Below are 14881 nucleotides of genomic sequence, written 5' to 3'. Positions count from 1 at the left end.
CAGGAACCGCGTTACCGCGGGACTTGCGTGCTTACTTGAAACCGGCGCGGTCCACCAGCTTCTGCGCCTGCGGCTGGTACTTGCCCAGCTCGGCCACGTTGATGCTGTCGGCCTTGAACGTGCCCAGCGCTTCCAGCGCGGGGTTGCTGACCTTGACGCCCTGCACCACCGGCCATTCGTTGTTGCCGTCGGCAAAGTAGCGCTGCGCCTCGTCGCTGGCCAGGTACTCCAGGAACTTGACCGCCGCTTCCTTGTTCGGCGCATGCTTGAGCATGCCGCCGCCGGAGATGTTCATGTGCACGCCCTGGCTCGACTGGTTCGGCCACAGCACGCCCAGCTTGTCGGCCACGGCCTTGTCTTCCGGCTTGGTCGACTTCAGCAGGCGCGCGATGTAGTAGGTGTTGGAGATGGCCACGTCGCACTCCCCGGCGGCCACGGCCTTCAACTGGTCGGTATCGCCGCCCTTGGGCACGCGCGCCAGGTTGGCGGCCACGCCACGTGCCCATTGCTCGGTGCGCGCCTCGCCGTCGTGGGCGATCAGGCTCGACACCAGCGACAGGTTGTAGACATGGCCGCTGGAACGCGTGCAGACCTTGCCCTTCCACTTGGGGTCGGCCAGGTCTTCATAGCTGGCGATATCGCCCGCCTTGACCGCGGTCTTGTTGTACGCGATCACGCGACCGCGCGCCGAGAAGCCGAACCACTCGCCATTGGGATCGCGGTAGTTGGCCGGGATGCGCGATTCCAGCACCTTCGACTTGACCGGGGCGAACACGCCGGCCTGCTGGGCGCGCCACAGGCGGCCGATATCGACGGTGATGAACACGTCCGCCGGGCTGTTGGCGCCTTCATTGCGGATGCGCTCCAGCAGCGGGTCTTCCTGGCCTTCGATGCGGTTGATCTTGATGCCGGTCTGCTTGGTGAAGTTGTTGTACAGCGCCTCGTCCGTCTGGTAGTGCCGGGCGGTATAGAGGTTGATCACCTTTTCCTGGGCGGCGGCGGCAAGCGGCAGCGCCAGGATGGCGAGTGCCGCGGCGCGCGGCAGCAAGGTTCGGATAGTGGTCTTCACGCGGATGGCTCCCCAGCATGTTTTGGGCAGCCGCCTGCATCCGGTGCCGCCCGGTTATTGGATTCCGGATAGCGGGAAACAATATTGATTCTTGTTCAGGCGGTCAAATTACATTTCTGTCATGTTGACGGCCGGTTGAGCGGGGTCAAATGGCCTGCCCGGTACCCCGGGGTTGCCGCCCGCGCGCTGCATGCCCGCGAGCGGCTTGCCGTATACGTCAGTCAGCCGCGGCGCACCCACACCACCTTGCCGGCCTTGATGCCCAGCGTGCGGCGCTGGGGGTTGTAGTCCATCGTGCCGGGAAACTGCTGGCCGTCGCGCTCGCCCAGGCGCCAGGCGCAGCCTTGCAGCAAGGCGATGACCTCGGCTTCGGGCTTGCCGACCAGGGTGTCGTCGGGCACCTTGTCTGCGGCGCAGCCGGCGGGGGTTCCGCGCGAGCCCTGCGGGCCGGGCATCGGTGCGGGTGCTGACGGTTCGGCGGGCTGGGCTGCGCAACCGGCCAGCAGCGCTCCGCCGACTGCCAGCCAGAGCAGTTGACGGGTACGGCTACGGATCATGGTTTGCATCGCAGGCATGTTGTTCTCCTGAGGGGTATGGCGTGGCATGAGGATTCTGGGACACATGGTGATCTGGAGGGTTCAGTTTCTTTTTGCTGCTCGATGGCACGCGTTGCGAAAGCCATCGAGCATCGACAAGATGCAACCCGCAGCCACAGAAGTCTTAACCCTTAGCCCTTGCCGCCAGCGCCTTCATCGCATCCGCCGGCAACGGCCCATGACAGGTCCGCTCTCCACCCGCCTCACTAACCACCAACCACACCTGCTCCGGCTTGCCCTTGGGATGCAGCAACCACGCCGGCCCACGCGCATTGCTGCTGGGCGGCAGGTCTTCCAGCACACCAGTGCTGGCCGATTGCAGCATCACCGCGCATTCGTTTGCGGACACGCGCGTGGCCTGCAGGAAGGCCGGGTTGCCCAGCACTTCCGGCAAGGCGCTGTCCGGCGCGCGCAGGAAGGAATCGACATCGAACTTGCTGGCGCCACCACCGCTGCTGGCGCACGCCGCCAGCGCCAGCGCGCCGGCACCGGCCAGCAGCGCGAAGCCGGGGCGGCGATACGCGCCTACGGCACCTGTTGAACCTTCCTGGGATTCGTTCATGGCGGGCCTCATTGCTTCATCACGTCGGCGCCCTTGGGCACCGTGAACCGGAATGCATCGGCCGCCAGCGGCGGGTTTTTCTGCATGCCCGAGAAGGTCAGCAGCGTGGTGTTGCCGAACGCGTCGCGCAGCTCCATGGCATCAAGGTTGCCGCCCTTGAAGCCGATGCCGATGCGCTCGAACTGCGTGTCCTTGGCCTTCGGCGTCAGCTCCAGCCATTCCACGCCATCGCGCGTCGGACCGTTCTTCACGACGAAGTTCTTCTCCAGGTCATTGCTGCCGAACAGGATCGCCGCGGGGCTGGAGCCGAGCGCACCGTCGAGTTTGCGCTCGGTGACCTGGTTGAGGTCCTTGTCGTAGATGTAGAGCGTCTGGCCGTCGGCCTGCAGCAGTTGTTCGTAGGGCTTGGTATAGCGCCAGGTGAACTTGCCCGGGCGCGAGAACACGAAGGTGCCGCTGGATGTGCCGGTCACCTTGGTATTGGCGCCCTGCCCCTTGACCTGGCGCTGCGTGAATTCACCGCGCGCGCTCTTCACGCCGGTGACAAAGCTCTGCAACTGGTCGGTGGCTGCGGCATGGGCCGGCGCCTGGATGGCGAACATCGCCAGCGCGGCGCAGGCCGACACGAAAATGCGGTTGCGCATGGATCGGGTCCTGGTTGTTGTAGGGTGCGTTGCCGCGCGCGGCATCCAAAGCTGAAGGCCGCCGCACGGGCTACTTGTCTGGTTAGAGCAGGCGGCAGCCAGAGGATTCCGCACGGCGCGCGCCGCCGGGTAACCGGATATTACGGCAGATACTGCACGAACTGCGCTCATGCGTCAGCGAATCCTCCGAAATGGGGAGGCAAGGCGAATGGTGACTGCGAGCGACACACTTCCCTTTCGCGCGCGGAGCACAAAGCAGGGCAAGGCACGTAGCGCTATCTCCACGTCGGGCCGCATGCTCCTCTGCTATCAAGCGGCCGTTCGCACCGGTGCACACAACCACATCCAACGCTTATCCAGACAAGCCCACCGAGGGTCGGTGGGCGCTCGGCCACGGCTCCCGACGGCTGGACCGGGACGAGGTCGACAAGATCGCCAGGCGCCGGGTCAGGATCGAACTGGAGGCACAACAGAAAAAAATGGCCGACACGAAGACTCTCACCCCCGCCATGGTCGGCACAGGCATCCTGGCCGGCGTGGCATTCAACTTTTCCGTGATGACGTTGCTGAACGAGTCCGCGCAGGACAAGGTCGATAAGGCGACTGGGCCGCTCTCCGCCCGGATTTCCGAGATGGACAAGCGGGTCACGGACCGCTTCGATGCCGTGGACAAGCGCATGGAGCGCCTGGATGGGCGTGTCGACAAGGTGGAAGAACGTCTGTCGCGTATCGAATCGCGCCTGGACCGGGTCGACGCCCGCTTTGATGCCGTCCACGCCCGCTTTGATGCCGTCGATGCACGCTTCGATGCCGTCGACAAGCACTTCGAATCCATCGACGCAAAGCTCAATCTGCTGCTCAAGCGGCGCTAGTACGCCTCACAGGCACGGCGGCCTTCCGTCCGCTACGGGAGGTGGGCGGCACCTGTATCGCCCCTACCGTCCCTGCAGTCAATCATCGCCGCCACCGCCGCCCTGCGCCAGGATGTCGCGATTACCGTTGCCCGACATCGCCGACACCAGCCCTGCCTTCTCCATATCCTCCAGCAGCCGCGCAGCCCGGTTGTAACCGATGCGCAGATGCCGCTGCACCAGCGAGATCGACGCGCGCCGGTTCTTCAGCACCACCTCGACCGCCTGGTCGTACAGCGGGTCAGCCTCGCCGCCGCCACCGCCGATGCCGGCACCGCCGCCAAAACCATCTCCGCCGCCGGCGTCATCGGTCAGCCCGCCTTCGAGGATGCCCTCGATGTAGTTGGCCTCGCCGGACTCCTTGAGCTTGTCCACCACGCGGTGGACTTCCTCGTCCGACACAAAGGCGCCGTGCACGCGCACCGGCAAGCCGGTGCCCGGCGCCAGGTAGAGCATGTCGCCCATGCCCAGCAGCGCCTCGGCGCCCTGCTGGTCGAGGATGGTGCGCGAATCGATCTTGCTGCTGACCTGGAACGCGATCCGGGTCGGCACGTTGGCCTTGATCAGGCCGGTGATCACGTCCACCGACGGCCGCTGCGTCGCCAGCACCAGGTGCAGGCCGGCCGCGCGTGCCTTCTGCGCGATGCGCGCGATCAGCTCCTCGACCTTCTTGCCGACCACCATCATCAGGTCGGCCAGTTCGTCGATCACGATGACGATGGTGGGCAGCCTTTCCAGCGGTTCCGGTGCGTCCGGGGTCAGGCTGAACGGATTCGGGATCTTCTCTTCCCGGGCCGCGGCTTCGTCGATCTTCTTGTTGTAGCCGGCCAGGTTGCGCACGCCCAGCTTGCTCATCAGCTTGTAGCGTCGCTCCATCTCGCCGACCGCCCAGTTCAGCGCATTGCCGGCCTGGCGCATATCGGTCACCACCGGGCACAGCAGGTGCGGGATGCCTTCGTAGACGCTCATTTCGAGCATCTTCGGGTCGATCAGGATCAGCCGCACACTCTCGGCCTTGGCCTTGTACAGCAGCGACAGGATCATCGCGTTGATGCCGACCGACTTGCCCGAGCCGGTGGTACCGGCCACCATGCAGTGCGGCATCTTGGCCAGGTCGGCCACCATCGGCTTGCCGGCGATGTCCTTGCCCAGCGCCATGGTCAGGCTGGACGCGCTCTCGTTGTAGATCTGCGAGCCGAGGATTTCTGACAGGCGCACGGTCTGGCGCTTGGGGTTGGGCAGTTCCAGCCCCATGTAATTCTTGCCCGGGATGGTCTCGACCACGCGGATTGACACCAGCGACAGCGACCGCGCCAGGTCGCGCGCGAGGTTGACCACCTGGCTGCCCTTGACGCCGGTGGCCGGCTCGATCTCATAGCGGGTGATGACCGGGCCCGGGTAGGCGGCCACGACCTTGACCTCGACGCCGAAGTCCTTGAGCTTCTTCTCAATCAGGCGCGAGGTGAATTCCAGCGTCTCGGCGCTGACGGTTTCCTGGTGCGGCGGGATCGGGTCCAGCAGCGCCAGCGGCGGCAGGTCCGAGTCCTGGATATCGGCAAACAGCGGCTGCTGCTTCTCGCGCTCGACGCGCTCGTGCTTGGGCACCGCCTGCGGGCGCACGATCTGCACCGGCGCCGCCTCCTCGATGCGCACGCGCTGCACCTCGACGGTTTCCTTGCGCTCGACCTTGGCGGCCTCGCCGATGATGCGGTCCTGCTTGCTCTCGCGGCGCTTCTTGAAGCCGAGGAAGAGCGTCTCGACAAAGCCGCCGATCTGCTCGGCCACCGTCAGCCACGAGAAATGGAAGAACAGCGACAGCCCGATCGCCAGCAGCAACAGCAGCAGCAGCGTCGCGCCGGTGAAGCCCAGCGCCACCTGCAGCCAGCCGCCCAGCAGGTCGCCCAGCACCCCGCCCGGGGCGCGCGGCAGCGCGGCGCGCAGCGGGTACATGCGGATCGCCTCCAGCCCCATGCTGGAGAACAGCGTCAGCCCGAAGCCGATCCAGCTCACCGCCACGCCCTGGCGGTGGTCCTCGTGCTCGGGCAACTCGGCCGTCAGCGTGCGCCAGCCGCGCCAGCAGCGGCGCACCAGCAGCACAGCCAGCCAGTAGGCGGAGAAGCCGAAGATAAAGAACAGCACATCTGCGACCCAGGCGCCGACGCGGCCGCCCAGGTTATGGATGTCGGCGACCTGGTTGGCATGCGACCAGCCGGGATCGGTCTTGCTGTAGCTGGCCAGCACGCACAGGAAGCCCAGCGTGACAGCCAGCAGCAGGAACCAGCGCACCTCGCCCAGCAGTTTGCCGATGCGGGATGGCAAGGCTGAGGGATCGGTTCGGGTGGTCGTCGTGGTAGCTCGGGCCATGCCTGGATAAGACTCGCGTTTTAGGTGATTCCGAATGCTTGACTCGGATCCGTCTCAAGCCGATGCCGGCCTAAGTCAGTACTGACTGACCTGGGTGACTCACGGTCATCGTGGCGGCCATTTTAACGTGGGCAGGGACTATCGCACCCATTGGAATTTGCAACAGTGAGCAAATGCGGCTCCTCTTATAATGTCGCTTTCGAGCAATGCCGGTGGGCCTCATGCCGCACCGGCCACAGGAACGCATCATGGCAAAACACGCAAAAGTGCTGATTCTCGGTTCCGGTCCCGCCGGCTATACCGCCGCGGTCTACGCGGCCCGCGCCAACCTGGAGCCGGTACTGATCACCGGCCTGGCACAGGGCGGCCAGCTGATGACCACCACCGACGTCGAGAACTGGCCAGGCGATGCCAAGGGCGTGCAGGGTCCGGAACTGATGCAGCGCCTGCTGGCGCATGCAGAAGAATTCAAGACTGAAATCATCTTCGATCACATCCATACGGCCAAGCTGGTGGACGAGAACGGCCAGCCGGCCCGCCCCTTCCGCCTGATCGGCGACGCCGGCGAATACACCTGCGACGCACTGATCATCGCCACCGGCGCCTCGGCCCAGTACCTGGGCCTGCCGTCGGAAGAGGCCTTCATGGGCCGCGGCGTGTCGGCCTGCGCCACCTGCGACGGCTTCTTCTACAAGAACCAGGAAGTGGCCGTGGTCGGCGGCGGCAATACCGCCGTGGAAGAGGCGCTGTACCTGTCGCACATCGCCAGCAAGGTCACCCTGATCCACCGCCGCAACAGCTTCCGCGCCGAGCCGATCCTGGTCGACCGCCTGCTGCAGCGCGAGAAGGAAGGCCGCATCGTGGTCCGCTACGACAGCGTGCTGGACGAAGTGCTGGGCGACGACTCCGGCGTGACCGGCATCCGCATCCGCAACGCCAAGAGCGACCAGACCGAGGAACTGAAGCTGGCGGGCGTGTTCATCGCCATCGGCCACAAGCCGAACACTGACCTGTTCGAAGGCCAGCTGGCGATGCAGAACGGCTACCTGGTGACCAAGTCCGGCCTGCAGGGCGATGCCACCGCCACCAGCGTGCCGGGCGTGTTCGCCGCCGGCGACGTGCAGGACCACGTCTACCGCCAGGCCATCACCAGCGCCGGCACGGGCTGCATGGCCGCGCTGGATGCGCAGCGCTTTGTCGAAGACCTGAAGTAAACGCAATCCGGCCCGCCGCGGCCGGATGCCTGACGGCGGGCCGCGCTGGCCCGCCGGCGCCCGCCCCGCTTTTCGCCACCGCCTGACCCCTCCCCAGTCGATATAATCCCGGCGAGCCTCCGGAGATTTTTCATGACGCACGGCGCCCGCAAACCCGACCGACCGCCCCAACGCTTCGGCCTGAACGACCTGGCCAAGTTGCGCGACACCCTCAAGGCCGACACCGAGCGGCGCGAAGCCGAGCGCCTGGCCGCCGAGCAGGCCGCGCAGCGCGCCCGCGAGGAAGCCGATGTGTTCCGCGCCAGCGTTGGCCAGGTCAGCCAGCTGCGCGACCGCAACCGCGTCCCGCTGCCCGGCAGCAAGCCCGCCCCCGTGCCGGTGCAGTCGCGCCGCAACGACGAGGCCGTGCTGGCCGCCTCCCTGTCAGATGATTTCGATGTCGAAAGCCTGCTGGAAACCGACGAGTCGCTGTCGTTCCGCCGCCCCGGCATCGGCATGGACGTGATCCGCAAGCTGCGCCGCGGCGAATGGGTGCCGCAGGACAAGGTCGACCTGCACGGCCTGCGCAGCGACGAGGCGCGCGAGGCGCTGGCGGAGTTCCTGCGCCGCTCGGTGCGCAACGGCGTGCGCTGCGTGCGCGTGATCCACGGCAAGGGCCTGGGCTCGCCCGACAAGCTGCCGGTGCTCAAGGGCAAGGTGCGCAGCTGGCTGGTGCAGAAGGAAGAAGTGCTCGCCTTCGTGCAGGCCCGCGAGGCCGAGGGCGGCGCCGGCGCGCTGATGGTGCTGCTACGCCAGCCGCGCACCTGATCCACGGCCAACCCGGCACCGGATGCACCTTCCCCTCGAATTGCTGATGGGGCCGCTGCCCCTGATCCTCCACATCATGGAGGTGATCGGGGTGCTCGCCTTTGCCGTCTCGGGCGTGGTCGATGCGCGCAAGCAGCGCCTGGACGTGGTCGGCACCTTCGTGGTGGCGTTTGCCACCGCCTTCGGCGGCGGCACCGTACGCGACGTGCTGCTGGACCGGCGCCCGTTCTACTGGGTCGACCACGAAGGCTATGTGCTGCTGATCTTCGCGATGTCGTTCGGCGCGTCGCTGATGCTGCGCGTGTTGAGCCGGGTGGCCTCCGAACGCACCCTCATCGTGGCCGATGCGATCGGCCTGGGGCTGTTCTCGGTGACCGGCGCCTCGCTGGCGCTGGTGGCGCAGATGACGCCGACCGTGGCCGTGATGATGGGCATCATCTCGGCCGTGTTCGGCGGCGTGGTGCGCGACGTGCTGTGCAATGAAGTGCCGATGATCCTGCGCGACCGCTCGCCCTACGCCACCTGCTCGTTCATCGGCTGCTGGATCTATGTCGGCATGACCTGGCTGGCGGTGCAGCAGGAGGCGGCGCTGCTGACCGGGGCGGTGGCGATCATCGCCATGCGGCTGGTGTCGGTGCGCTACGGCTGGAAGCTGCCGAGCTGAAACCGCCGGCGCAAACAAAAACGCCGCCCTGCGCGGCGTTTTTCTTGTTTCTGGCCGGCGGCTCAGACCGCGGCTTCGTCCTGTTCGCCGGTGCGGATGCGGATCACGCGCTCGATTTCGGTGACGAAGATCTTGCCGTCGCCGATCTTGCCGGTATGGGCGGCCTTGACGATGGCGTCCAGCACGGTGTCGAGCTGGTTCTCGGCCACCACCACTTCAATCTTGATCTTGGGCAGGAAGTCGACCACGTACTCGGCGCCGCGATAGAGCTCGGTATGCCCCTTCTGGCGGCCAAATCCCTTCACCTCGGTCACCGTCAGCCCGGTCACGCCGACGTCAGCCAGCGCTTCACGCACCTCGTCGAGCTTGAACGGTTTGATGATGGCGGTAATCTGCTTCATGACTGGCCCCTGTTTATCGTTTGTTCACACGCCTGGCGGCGCTCTCCGGCGAGCATTTTACCAGTCATTGGCCGCCCGCATTCCCCGCAAGGCCGCGCCCGGCGCGGTCGCAGCGTGCGCCGGCCCGCATGCGCCGGCCCCTGCCGCGCCGGGCCCACTGTGGACAACCCTGTGGAAAGGACCCCGGAAAACCTGTGCAAACGCTGTGCACAGGCTGTGTACAGCACTTTGTTCAGGCGGCGCTGCGAAAGCGCCGCCTGTAGTCCGCCGGCGGCACGCCCAGCCGCCGCAGGAAGGCGCGGCGCAGGTTGTTCGTGTCGCCGAATCCGGTCAGCGCGGCGACGCGCTTGAGCGGATGGCGCGAGCCTTCCAGCAGCCGGCGCGCCGCGTCGATGCGCGCCCCCTCGACGAAATCCGCCGGCGTCACCTGGCATTCCTGTTTGAAGATGCGCGAGAAATTGCGCGTGCTCATGCCGGCCTGCGCGGCCAGCGCCTCGACCGACAGGTTGCAGGCCAGGTTCTCCACCACCCATCCCTGCACCTCGCGGATGGCGTTGCGCTCAGCCGTCTGCGCCGCCAGATGGGCGCTGAACTGTGACTGCCCGCCAGGGCGCTTGAGGAACATCACCAGCTCGCGCGCCACGCGCAGCGCCACCACCCGACCGAAATCCTCCTCAACCAGTGCCAGCGCCAGGTCCAGCCCGGCGGTCACGCCGGCCGAGGTGTACAGGTTGCCGTCCTTCACGAAGATCCGGTCCGGCTCGACCCTGACGCCCGGGAACTTCCGCGCCAGCCGCTCGGTGGCATTCCAGTGCGTGGTCGCGCTGCGGCCGTCCAGCAGCCCGGCATGCGCCAGCAGCATCGCGCCCGAGCACACCGAGCCGATGCGCCGCACGGTGCGGGCCTGGCGCGCGAGCCAGTCGCGGATCGCCTGGTCCTGTTCGAGCAGGTTGAGTCTGGGGCCGCCAGCGACCAGCAGCGTGTCGATATCGGCGCTGGCAGTCTCCAGCGTCGCGTCCGGCATGATGCGCATGCCATTGGCAGCGGTCAGCATACCGGGCGACGGGGAGACGATCTCGAACTGGTAGGCGTCCGGCTGGCCGGCCTGCCGGGCCCCTTCATGGAACACGTCGAGGGGACCGGCCAGATCGAGCATCTGGACGCCGGGGAAAGCAAGGACTGCGATCTTCATGGCAACAAGGCAAGGAACATGGGCGATGGCTGGATACCGCAAGTCTAGGCAAATCCGGCCAGAATGGCAGGCGCATGGCCGAGACTGATGCCGGTCCGGCTGGATTTGCCGGCACTCCCTGCCCGGCGCGGCGCCCTAGCGATAACGCACGATGGTGATGTCGACGACGCGCCGGGACTCCGCCAATGCCGTGTTGCCACCAGCGCGATGTAGCGTGGACAGCCGCGTGCGCTGTGCATCCAGCAGTGCGGCGTCGCCACCCGCCTCGCGAACGCGGCTCGCCACCCGCGACAGCAGGATGCGCTCGCCGATCCAGCCTTCCGGCGTTTCCACGCTGGTATAGGCCAGCACTTCATAGGGCCGGGGCGGCTCGCCCCGCAGCCAGATATCGACGCCGTCCACGTGCTCGCGCGCACCGCCCTGCCCGTGCCGCACAACAGGCGCGCCTTCATGAGGCCGGATCGGCGCCTGGATGCACGCGGCCAGGCCCAGGCAACAGGCCAGCAGCCAGGCGGCACGGGCGGCGCCCCTCGTCATTCGTCTCGTCATTGCTGTCTTTCCTCTGCTACGCAATCGAACCGGGGCGCAGTCTAGGGAGGAAATCCGGCCCTGCGGCATCACTGGCCGAGGCCGCGATTCGATTGGCCGAATCTGACGTGTATTTATCCTTTCGGCCAACGAGAGCGCCAACCATAATTCCTTCCACCAGGCCCGGGCCCTTCATGGGACGCGGCCCCGGCAACCCTCCCGCCAGGCACACGGCGTGCCGGCCGATCCACTGAAGCAGACGCACCCCTATGACTTTTGCAGCCAACCCCGCGGCCAGCCTGCCGGCGCCGCGCAGCTCGGTGAAGAATCTCCCCGTCAACCTGTTCGGCGCCGTGATGGGCCTGTCCGGCCTGTCGATGGCATGGCGCGGCGCGGGCCCGGTCTTCGGCACCAGCCCCGCCATCGGCGACGCCGTCGGCGTGGTCGCCGTCCTCGCCTTCCTGGCGCTGGCCGCCGGCTACCTGGCCAAGTGGCTGCGCTACCGGGATGCGGTCCGGGCCGAGTTCAACCATCCGGTGGCCGGGAATTTCTTCGGCACCATCACCATTGCCATCCTGCTGCTGTCATCGGTCGTCGGCGTGCACCATCAGGCGCTGGGCCAGGCGATCTGGACGCTGGGCACCGTGCTGACCATCGCGCTGACCTTCGTCATTGCCGGCCGCCTCTTCCGCGGCAAGGGCGATCCGACGCACGTCGTGCCGGCGTGGCTGATCCCGGGCGTGGCCACGCTCGACATCGCCGTGGCCGGGGGCACCATGCCGATGGCGTGGGCGCACGAGGTCAACCTGTTTGCGATCGCGGTCGGCACGATGATGGCGCTGGTGTTCTTCACCATGATCTTGTCGCGCCTGGTCCACCACGATCCGCTGCCGGCCGGCATGGTGCCGTCGCTGATCATCCTGATCGCGCCGTTCGAGGTGGGCTTCCTGGCCTACGTCAACGTGACCGGGCACATCGACATGTTCGCCGGCATGCTGTTCTACTTCGGCCTGTTCCTGTTCCTGCTGCTGTCGTGGCGCGTGTTCCGCCGCCCGGCGCCGTTCGCGCCGTCGTGGTGGGCCATCAGCTTCCCGATGGCGGCGCTGTCGAACGCGGCGCTGAAGTATGCGGCGCATGTGCAGACCGGCGTGCTGGCGTGGGTGGCGGGCCTGATCCTGCTGGTGCTGACGCTGGCGATCGCGGTGCTGTTCGTGCGCACGCTGCATGGCCTCTTCACGCAGCGCCTGCTGGCCGCCTGAGCGATGTCGTGGATATTGTTGGGCGTGGCCGGCCTGCTTGAAATCGCCTTTGCCTTCGGCATGAAGTGGTCGGCCGGCTTCAGCCGGCTGTGGCCGAGTGTCTATGCCGTGGCCACCGGGCTGGCCAGCATCGTGCTGCTGACACTGTCGCTGCGCGTGCTGCCGGTTGGCACGGCCTATGCGGTGTGGACCGGCATCGGTGCCGCGGGCACCGCGATGCTGGGCATGCTGTGGCTGGGCGAGCCGGTGTCGCTGGCGCGCGTGGCTTGCATCGGGCTGATCCTGAGTGGCGTGGTCGGGCTCAAGCTGGTGTCGGGCCCTGCAGCCTGAAATTCCCAAGAAAAATGGCCCGCACACGCGGGCCATGCTCATCGGCAAAAGGGTCGCCCTGTCAGTCCGGGACTTTCTCCAGATCCGCCAGCCACACCACAGACTCCGAATCGCTCGGCGCCCGCCAGTCGCCACGCGGCGACAGCGAGCCACCCGAGCCCACCTTGGGCGCATTCGGCACGCAGGAGCGCTTGAACTGGCTGGTGCGGAAGAACCGGTCCAGGAAGATCGCCAGGTTTCGCTTGATCTCCGCCAGCCCGTACTCATTGCGCGCCACCTCCGGCCCGTAGGGCCAGACCCCGCGCTCGCGGTCGCCCCAGGCGTGCTGCGCCAGGAAGGCGATCTTCGACGGCGTGAAGCCGAAGCGCAGCGTGTAGTAGAGGTTGAAATCCTGTAGCTCGTAAGGGCCGATGGTGCTCTCGGTCTTCTGCTCCGGGCCGTGGTTGGTATCGCCCGGCACCAGCTCGGGGCTGATATCGGTGCCCAACACCGCCAGCAGCACATCCGAGCCGCCCTCGCCCACCTGCCCGGTTTCCGCCACCCAGCGCACCAGGTGCGAGATCAGCGTCTTGGGCACGCTGGCGTTGACGTTGTAGTGCGACATGTGATCGCCCACGCCATAAGTGCACCAGCCCAGCGCCAGCTCGCTCAGGTCGCCGGTGCCGATCACGATGGCATGGTGGAAGTTGGCGAGCCGGAACAGGTGGTTGGTGCGCTCGCCGGCCTGCACGTTTTCGAAGGTCACGTCGTAGACCTTCTCGCCGGCGGCGTAGGGGTGGCCAAGGTCCTTCAGCATCGCCATGCAACTCGGGCGGATATCGATCTCGGTGGCGGTGCAGCCCACCACCTGCATCAGCTGGCGCGCCTGCTGCAGCGTGCGGTCGCTGGTGGCGAAGCCTGGCATGGTGTAGGCGAGGATATTGGCGCGCGGCAGGCCGAGGCGATCCATCGCCTTGGCGCAGACCAGCAGCGCGTGAGTGGAATCGAGCCCGCCGGACACGCCGATCACCACCTTGCTGATCTTGCTGGCCGAAAGCCGCTGCACCAGCGCCTGCACCTGGATGTTGTAGACCTCGTTGCAGCGCTCGTCACGCTGGCGCGGGTCGGCCGGCACGTACGGGAAGCGCGCCACGTTGCGCGACAGCGGCAGGATCTTGTCGCGCGGCAGGTCCAGCGGGAAGCTGATCACGCGGAAGCGCCCGGCCTCTTCCTTGTGCCGGCGCACCGAATGGCCAAAGGTCACCTGGTGCATGCGTTCGCGCGACAGGCGCTCGACGTCGACATCGGCGAACAGCAGGTGCGAGTCATCGGAGAAGCGCTCGGACTCCGCCAGCAGTTCGCCGTTCTCGCAGATCAGTGCCTGGCCGTCCCAGGCCAGGTCGGTCGACGATTCGCCCTTGCCGGCGGAGGTGTACAGGTACGCCGCCAGGCAGCGCGCCGATTGCTGCGACACCAGCTGGTGCCGGTAGCCGGACTTGCCGACCACGATATTCGATGCGGACAGGTTCACCAGCACGGTCGCGCCGGCCAGCGCGGCGAACGACGACGGCGGAATCGGCACCCACACGTCTTCGCAGATCTCGGCGTGGAAGCGGAAGAACGGCAGCCCTTCGATATCGAACAGCAGCCCGGCGCCGAACGGCACGTCCTGGCCCAGCAGCCGCACGCTGTCGGCGTTGGCACAGTCGGCCGCGCTGAACTGGCGCCCTTCATAGAATTCCCAGTAATTCGGCAGGTAGGACTTGGGCACCACGCCCTGCACCCGGCCCGCCGCCACCACCACGGCGCAGTTGAACAGCTGGTGCTGCACGCGCAGCGGCATGCCCACCACCATCGCCAGCGGCAGCTTGCGCGAGGCTTCGACGATGGTGCCCAGCGCCGTTTCACAGGCGTCGAGCAGCGTGCGCTGGTGGAACAGGTCGTCGCAGGTGTAGGCCGACAGGCCCAGTTCGGGGAAGGCAGCCAGCACGGCGCCCTGCTGCGCGGCCTGCGTGGCGAGCGCCAGCGTCTCGCGCGCGTTGAAGGCGGGATCGGCGACGCGGCAGACCGGCACGCCGACCGCCACGCGCGCGAAACCGTGGGAATAGAGGTTAAAGAAGGATGGCTTCATGATCGGGAACCTGGGGTGCGGCACCGGCGCGCGTGGCACAGCCGGGTGCGATTCAGCAGGAAGTGGTGGCGTGACGCATACTCGCCATTCTACGTCGCCAATCCCTGCGCTGCCGTCAAGGCACTCCACAGCGCCCGTGGGCCGTTTCCGGTAGACTCGACCGGGCCGGCCGCCAGCCCAGGGCCGCCGCGCCCTACCCCTCCCTCATTCTCGATCACGGAAGCTTGCCA

Annotated in this window: 15 protein-coding genes; 6 read left to right on the top strand and 9 right to left on the bottom strand. The window is 66.9% G+C overall.

Annotated elements, in window-relative coordinates; all coding sequences use genetic code 11:
* Nucleotides 1-31: 31 nt before the first annotated feature.
* The 4 genes from AC10V3_RS03855 to lolA all read right to left on the bottom strand — a co-directional run bounded on the left by AC10V3_RS03855 (nt 32) and on the right by lolA (nt 2871).
* Complete coding sequence (locus AC10V3_RS03855) at nt 32-1069, bottom strand: Fe(3+) ABC transporter substrate-binding protein (RefSeq protein WP_490923127.1); 1038 nt, start codon at nt 1067-1069, stop codon at nt 32-34.
* Between the two features lie 221 nt (nt 1070-1290).
* Complete coding sequence (locus AC10V3_RS03850) at nt 1291-1644, bottom strand: hypothetical protein (protein WP_454751622.1); 354 nt, start codon at nt 1642-1644, stop codon at nt 1291-1293.
* Between the two features lie 145 nt (nt 1645-1789).
* Nucleotides 1790-2227, bottom strand: coding sequence for a hypothetical protein (locus AC10V3_RS03845; RefSeq protein ID WP_490923125.1), 438 nt, complete (start codon nt 2225-2227; stop codon nt 1790-1792).
* A gap of 8 nt (nt 2228-2235) precedes the next feature.
* Nucleotides 2236-2871 carry an outer membrane lipoprotein chaperone LolA gene (gene lolA, locus AC10V3_RS03840; RefSeq protein WP_022533856.1) on the bottom strand — a complete coding sequence of 212 codons (636 nt, stop codon included), beginning with the start codon at nt 2869-2871 and terminating at the stop codon, nt 2236-2238.
* 329 nt (nt 2872-3200) lie between these two features.
* On the opposite strand from lolA, the gene AC10V3_RS03835 reads away from it, so the two are divergent.
* Nucleotides 3201-3743, top strand: coding sequence for a hypothetical protein (locus tag AC10V3_RS03835; RefSeq protein WP_349609629.1), 543 nt, complete (start codon nt 3201-3203; stop codon nt 3741-3743).
* A 78-nt stretch (nt 3744-3821) separates the two neighbouring features.
* On the opposite strand, the gene AC10V3_RS03830 is transcribed toward AC10V3_RS03835, so the two are convergent.
* Entirely contained in the window at nt 3822-6146 is a 2325-nt protein-coding gene (locus AC10V3_RS03830; RefSeq protein WP_022533854.1) for a DNA translocase FtsK, read from the bottom strand.
* 248 nt (nt 6147-6394) lie between these two features.
* On the opposite strand from AC10V3_RS03830, the gene trxB reads away from it, so the two are divergent.
* The 3 genes from trxB (at nt 6395) to AC10V3_RS03815 (ending at nt 8831) form a co-directional block, all read left to right on the top strand.
* Complete coding sequence (trxB, locus tag AC10V3_RS03825; RefSeq protein ID WP_041681261.1) at nt 6395-7360, top strand: thioredoxin-disulfide reductase; 966 nt, start codon at nt 6395-6397, stop codon at nt 7358-7360.
* 132 nt (nt 7361-7492) lie between these two features.
* Complete coding sequence (locus AC10V3_RS03820; protein WP_022533852.1) at nt 7493-8167, top strand: Smr/MutS family protein; 675 nt, start codon at nt 7493-7495, stop codon at nt 8165-8167.
* Between the two features lie 22 nt (nt 8168-8189).
* Nucleotides 8190-8831, top strand: coding sequence for a trimeric intracellular cation channel family protein (locus AC10V3_RS03815; RefSeq protein ID WP_022533851.1), 642 nt, complete (start codon nt 8190-8192; stop codon nt 8829-8831).
* A 62-nt stretch (nt 8832-8893) separates the two neighbouring features.
* On the opposite strand, the gene glnK is transcribed toward AC10V3_RS03815, so the two are convergent.
* The 3 genes from glnK to AC10V3_RS03800 form a co-directional block, all read right to left on the bottom strand.
* Entirely contained in the window at nt 8894-9232 is a 339-nt protein-coding gene (glnK, locus tag AC10V3_RS03810; protein ID WP_006162803.1) for a P-II family nitrogen regulator, read from the bottom strand.
* Between the two features lie 232 nt (nt 9233-9464).
* Entirely contained in the window at nt 9465-10424 is a 960-nt protein-coding gene (locus AC10V3_RS03805; RefSeq protein WP_022533849.1) for a GlxA family transcriptional regulator, read from the bottom strand.
* A gap of 135 nt (nt 10425-10559) precedes the next feature.
* Nucleotides 10560-10973, bottom strand: coding sequence for a hypothetical protein (locus tag AC10V3_RS03800; RefSeq protein ID WP_041680956.1), 414 nt, complete (start codon nt 10971-10973; stop codon nt 10560-10562).
* 248 nt (nt 10974-11221) lie between these two features.
* Here AC10V3_RS03800 and AC10V3_RS03795 point away from each other — a divergent pair, with 248 nt between their 5' ends.
* Both AC10V3_RS03795 and AC10V3_RS03790 read left to right on the top strand, forming a co-directional pair.
* Nucleotides 11222-12211 (top strand): SLAC1 anion channel family protein, encoded by a 990-nt coding sequence (locus AC10V3_RS03795; protein WP_454751621.1) that lies wholly within the window; start codon nt 11222-11224, stop codon nt 12209-12211.
* Nucleotides 12212-12214: 3 nt separating this feature from the next.
* A complete protein-coding gene (locus AC10V3_RS03790) occupies nt 12215-12541 on the top strand; it encodes a DMT family transporter (protein ID WP_022533846.1) in 327 nt (108 codons plus the stop codon).
* A gap of 61 nt (nt 12542-12602) precedes the next feature.
* Here the strand turns inward: AC10V3_RS03790 and AC10V3_RS03785 are convergent, their stop codons facing one another.
* Complete coding sequence (locus AC10V3_RS03785) at nt 12603-14651, bottom strand: NAD(+) synthase (RefSeq protein WP_454751620.1); 2049 nt, start codon at nt 14649-14651, stop codon at nt 12603-12605.
* Nucleotides 14652-14881: the final 230 nt, after the last annotated feature.

It is taken from the genome of Cupriavidus sp. PB-02, assembly GCF_058252315.1.
Note: the sequence above shows the minus strand (reverse complement) of the source record. Positions and strands in the feature narration are given on the sequence as shown.

Excerpts from the sequence above, each read along its gene's own strand:
- AC10V3_RS03850 (WP_454751622.1), bottom strand. The coding sequence starts at position 1,644 with ATGCCTGCGATGCAAACCATGATCCGTAGCCGTACCCGTCAACTGCTC.
- AC10V3_RS03845 (WP_490923125.1), bottom strand. The coding sequence starts at position 2,227 with ATGAACGAATCCCAGGAAGGTTCAACAGGTGCCGTAGGCGCGTATCGC.
- lolA (WP_022533856.1), bottom strand. The coding sequence starts at position 2,871 with ATGCGCAACCGCATTTTCGTGTCGGCCTGCGCCGCGCTGGCGATGTTC.
- AC10V3_RS03830 (WP_022533854.1), bottom strand. The coding sequence starts at position 6,146 with ATGGCCCGAGCTACCACGACGACCACCCGAACCGATCCCTCAGCCTTG.
- trxB (WP_041681261.1), top strand. The coding sequence starts at position 6,395 with ATGGCAAAACACGCAAAAGTGCTGATTCTCGGTTCCGGTCCCGCCGGC.
- AC10V3_RS03820 (WP_022533852.1), top strand. The coding sequence starts at position 7,493 with ATGACGCACGGCGCCCGCAAACCCGACCGACCGCCCCAACGCTTCGGC.
- AC10V3_RS03815 (WP_022533851.1), top strand. The coding sequence starts at position 8,190 with ATGCACCTTCCCCTCGAATTGCTGATGGGGCCGCTGCCCCTGATCCTC.
- glnK (WP_006162803.1), bottom strand. The coding sequence starts at position 9,232 with ATGAAGCAGATTACCGCCATCATCAAACCGTTCAAGCTCGACGAGGTG.
- AC10V3_RS03805 (WP_022533849.1), bottom strand. The coding sequence starts at position 10,424 with ATGAAGATCGCAGTCCTTGCTTTCCCCGGCGTCCAGATGCTCGATCTG.
- AC10V3_RS03800 (WP_041680956.1), bottom strand. The coding sequence starts at position 10,973 with ATGACGAGACGAATGACGAGGGGCGCCGCCCGTGCCGCCTGGCTGCTG.
- AC10V3_RS03795 (WP_454751621.1), top strand. The coding sequence starts at position 11,222 with ATGACTTTTGCAGCCAACCCCGCGGCCAGCCTGCCGGCGCCGCGCAGC.
- AC10V3_RS03790 (WP_022533846.1), top strand. The coding sequence starts at position 12,215 with ATGTCGTGGATATTGTTGGGCGTGGCCGGCCTGCTTGAAATCGCCTTT.
- AC10V3_RS03785 (WP_454751620.1), bottom strand. The coding sequence starts at position 14,651 with ATGAAGCCATCCTTCTTTAACCTCTATTCCCACGGTTTCGCGCGCGTG.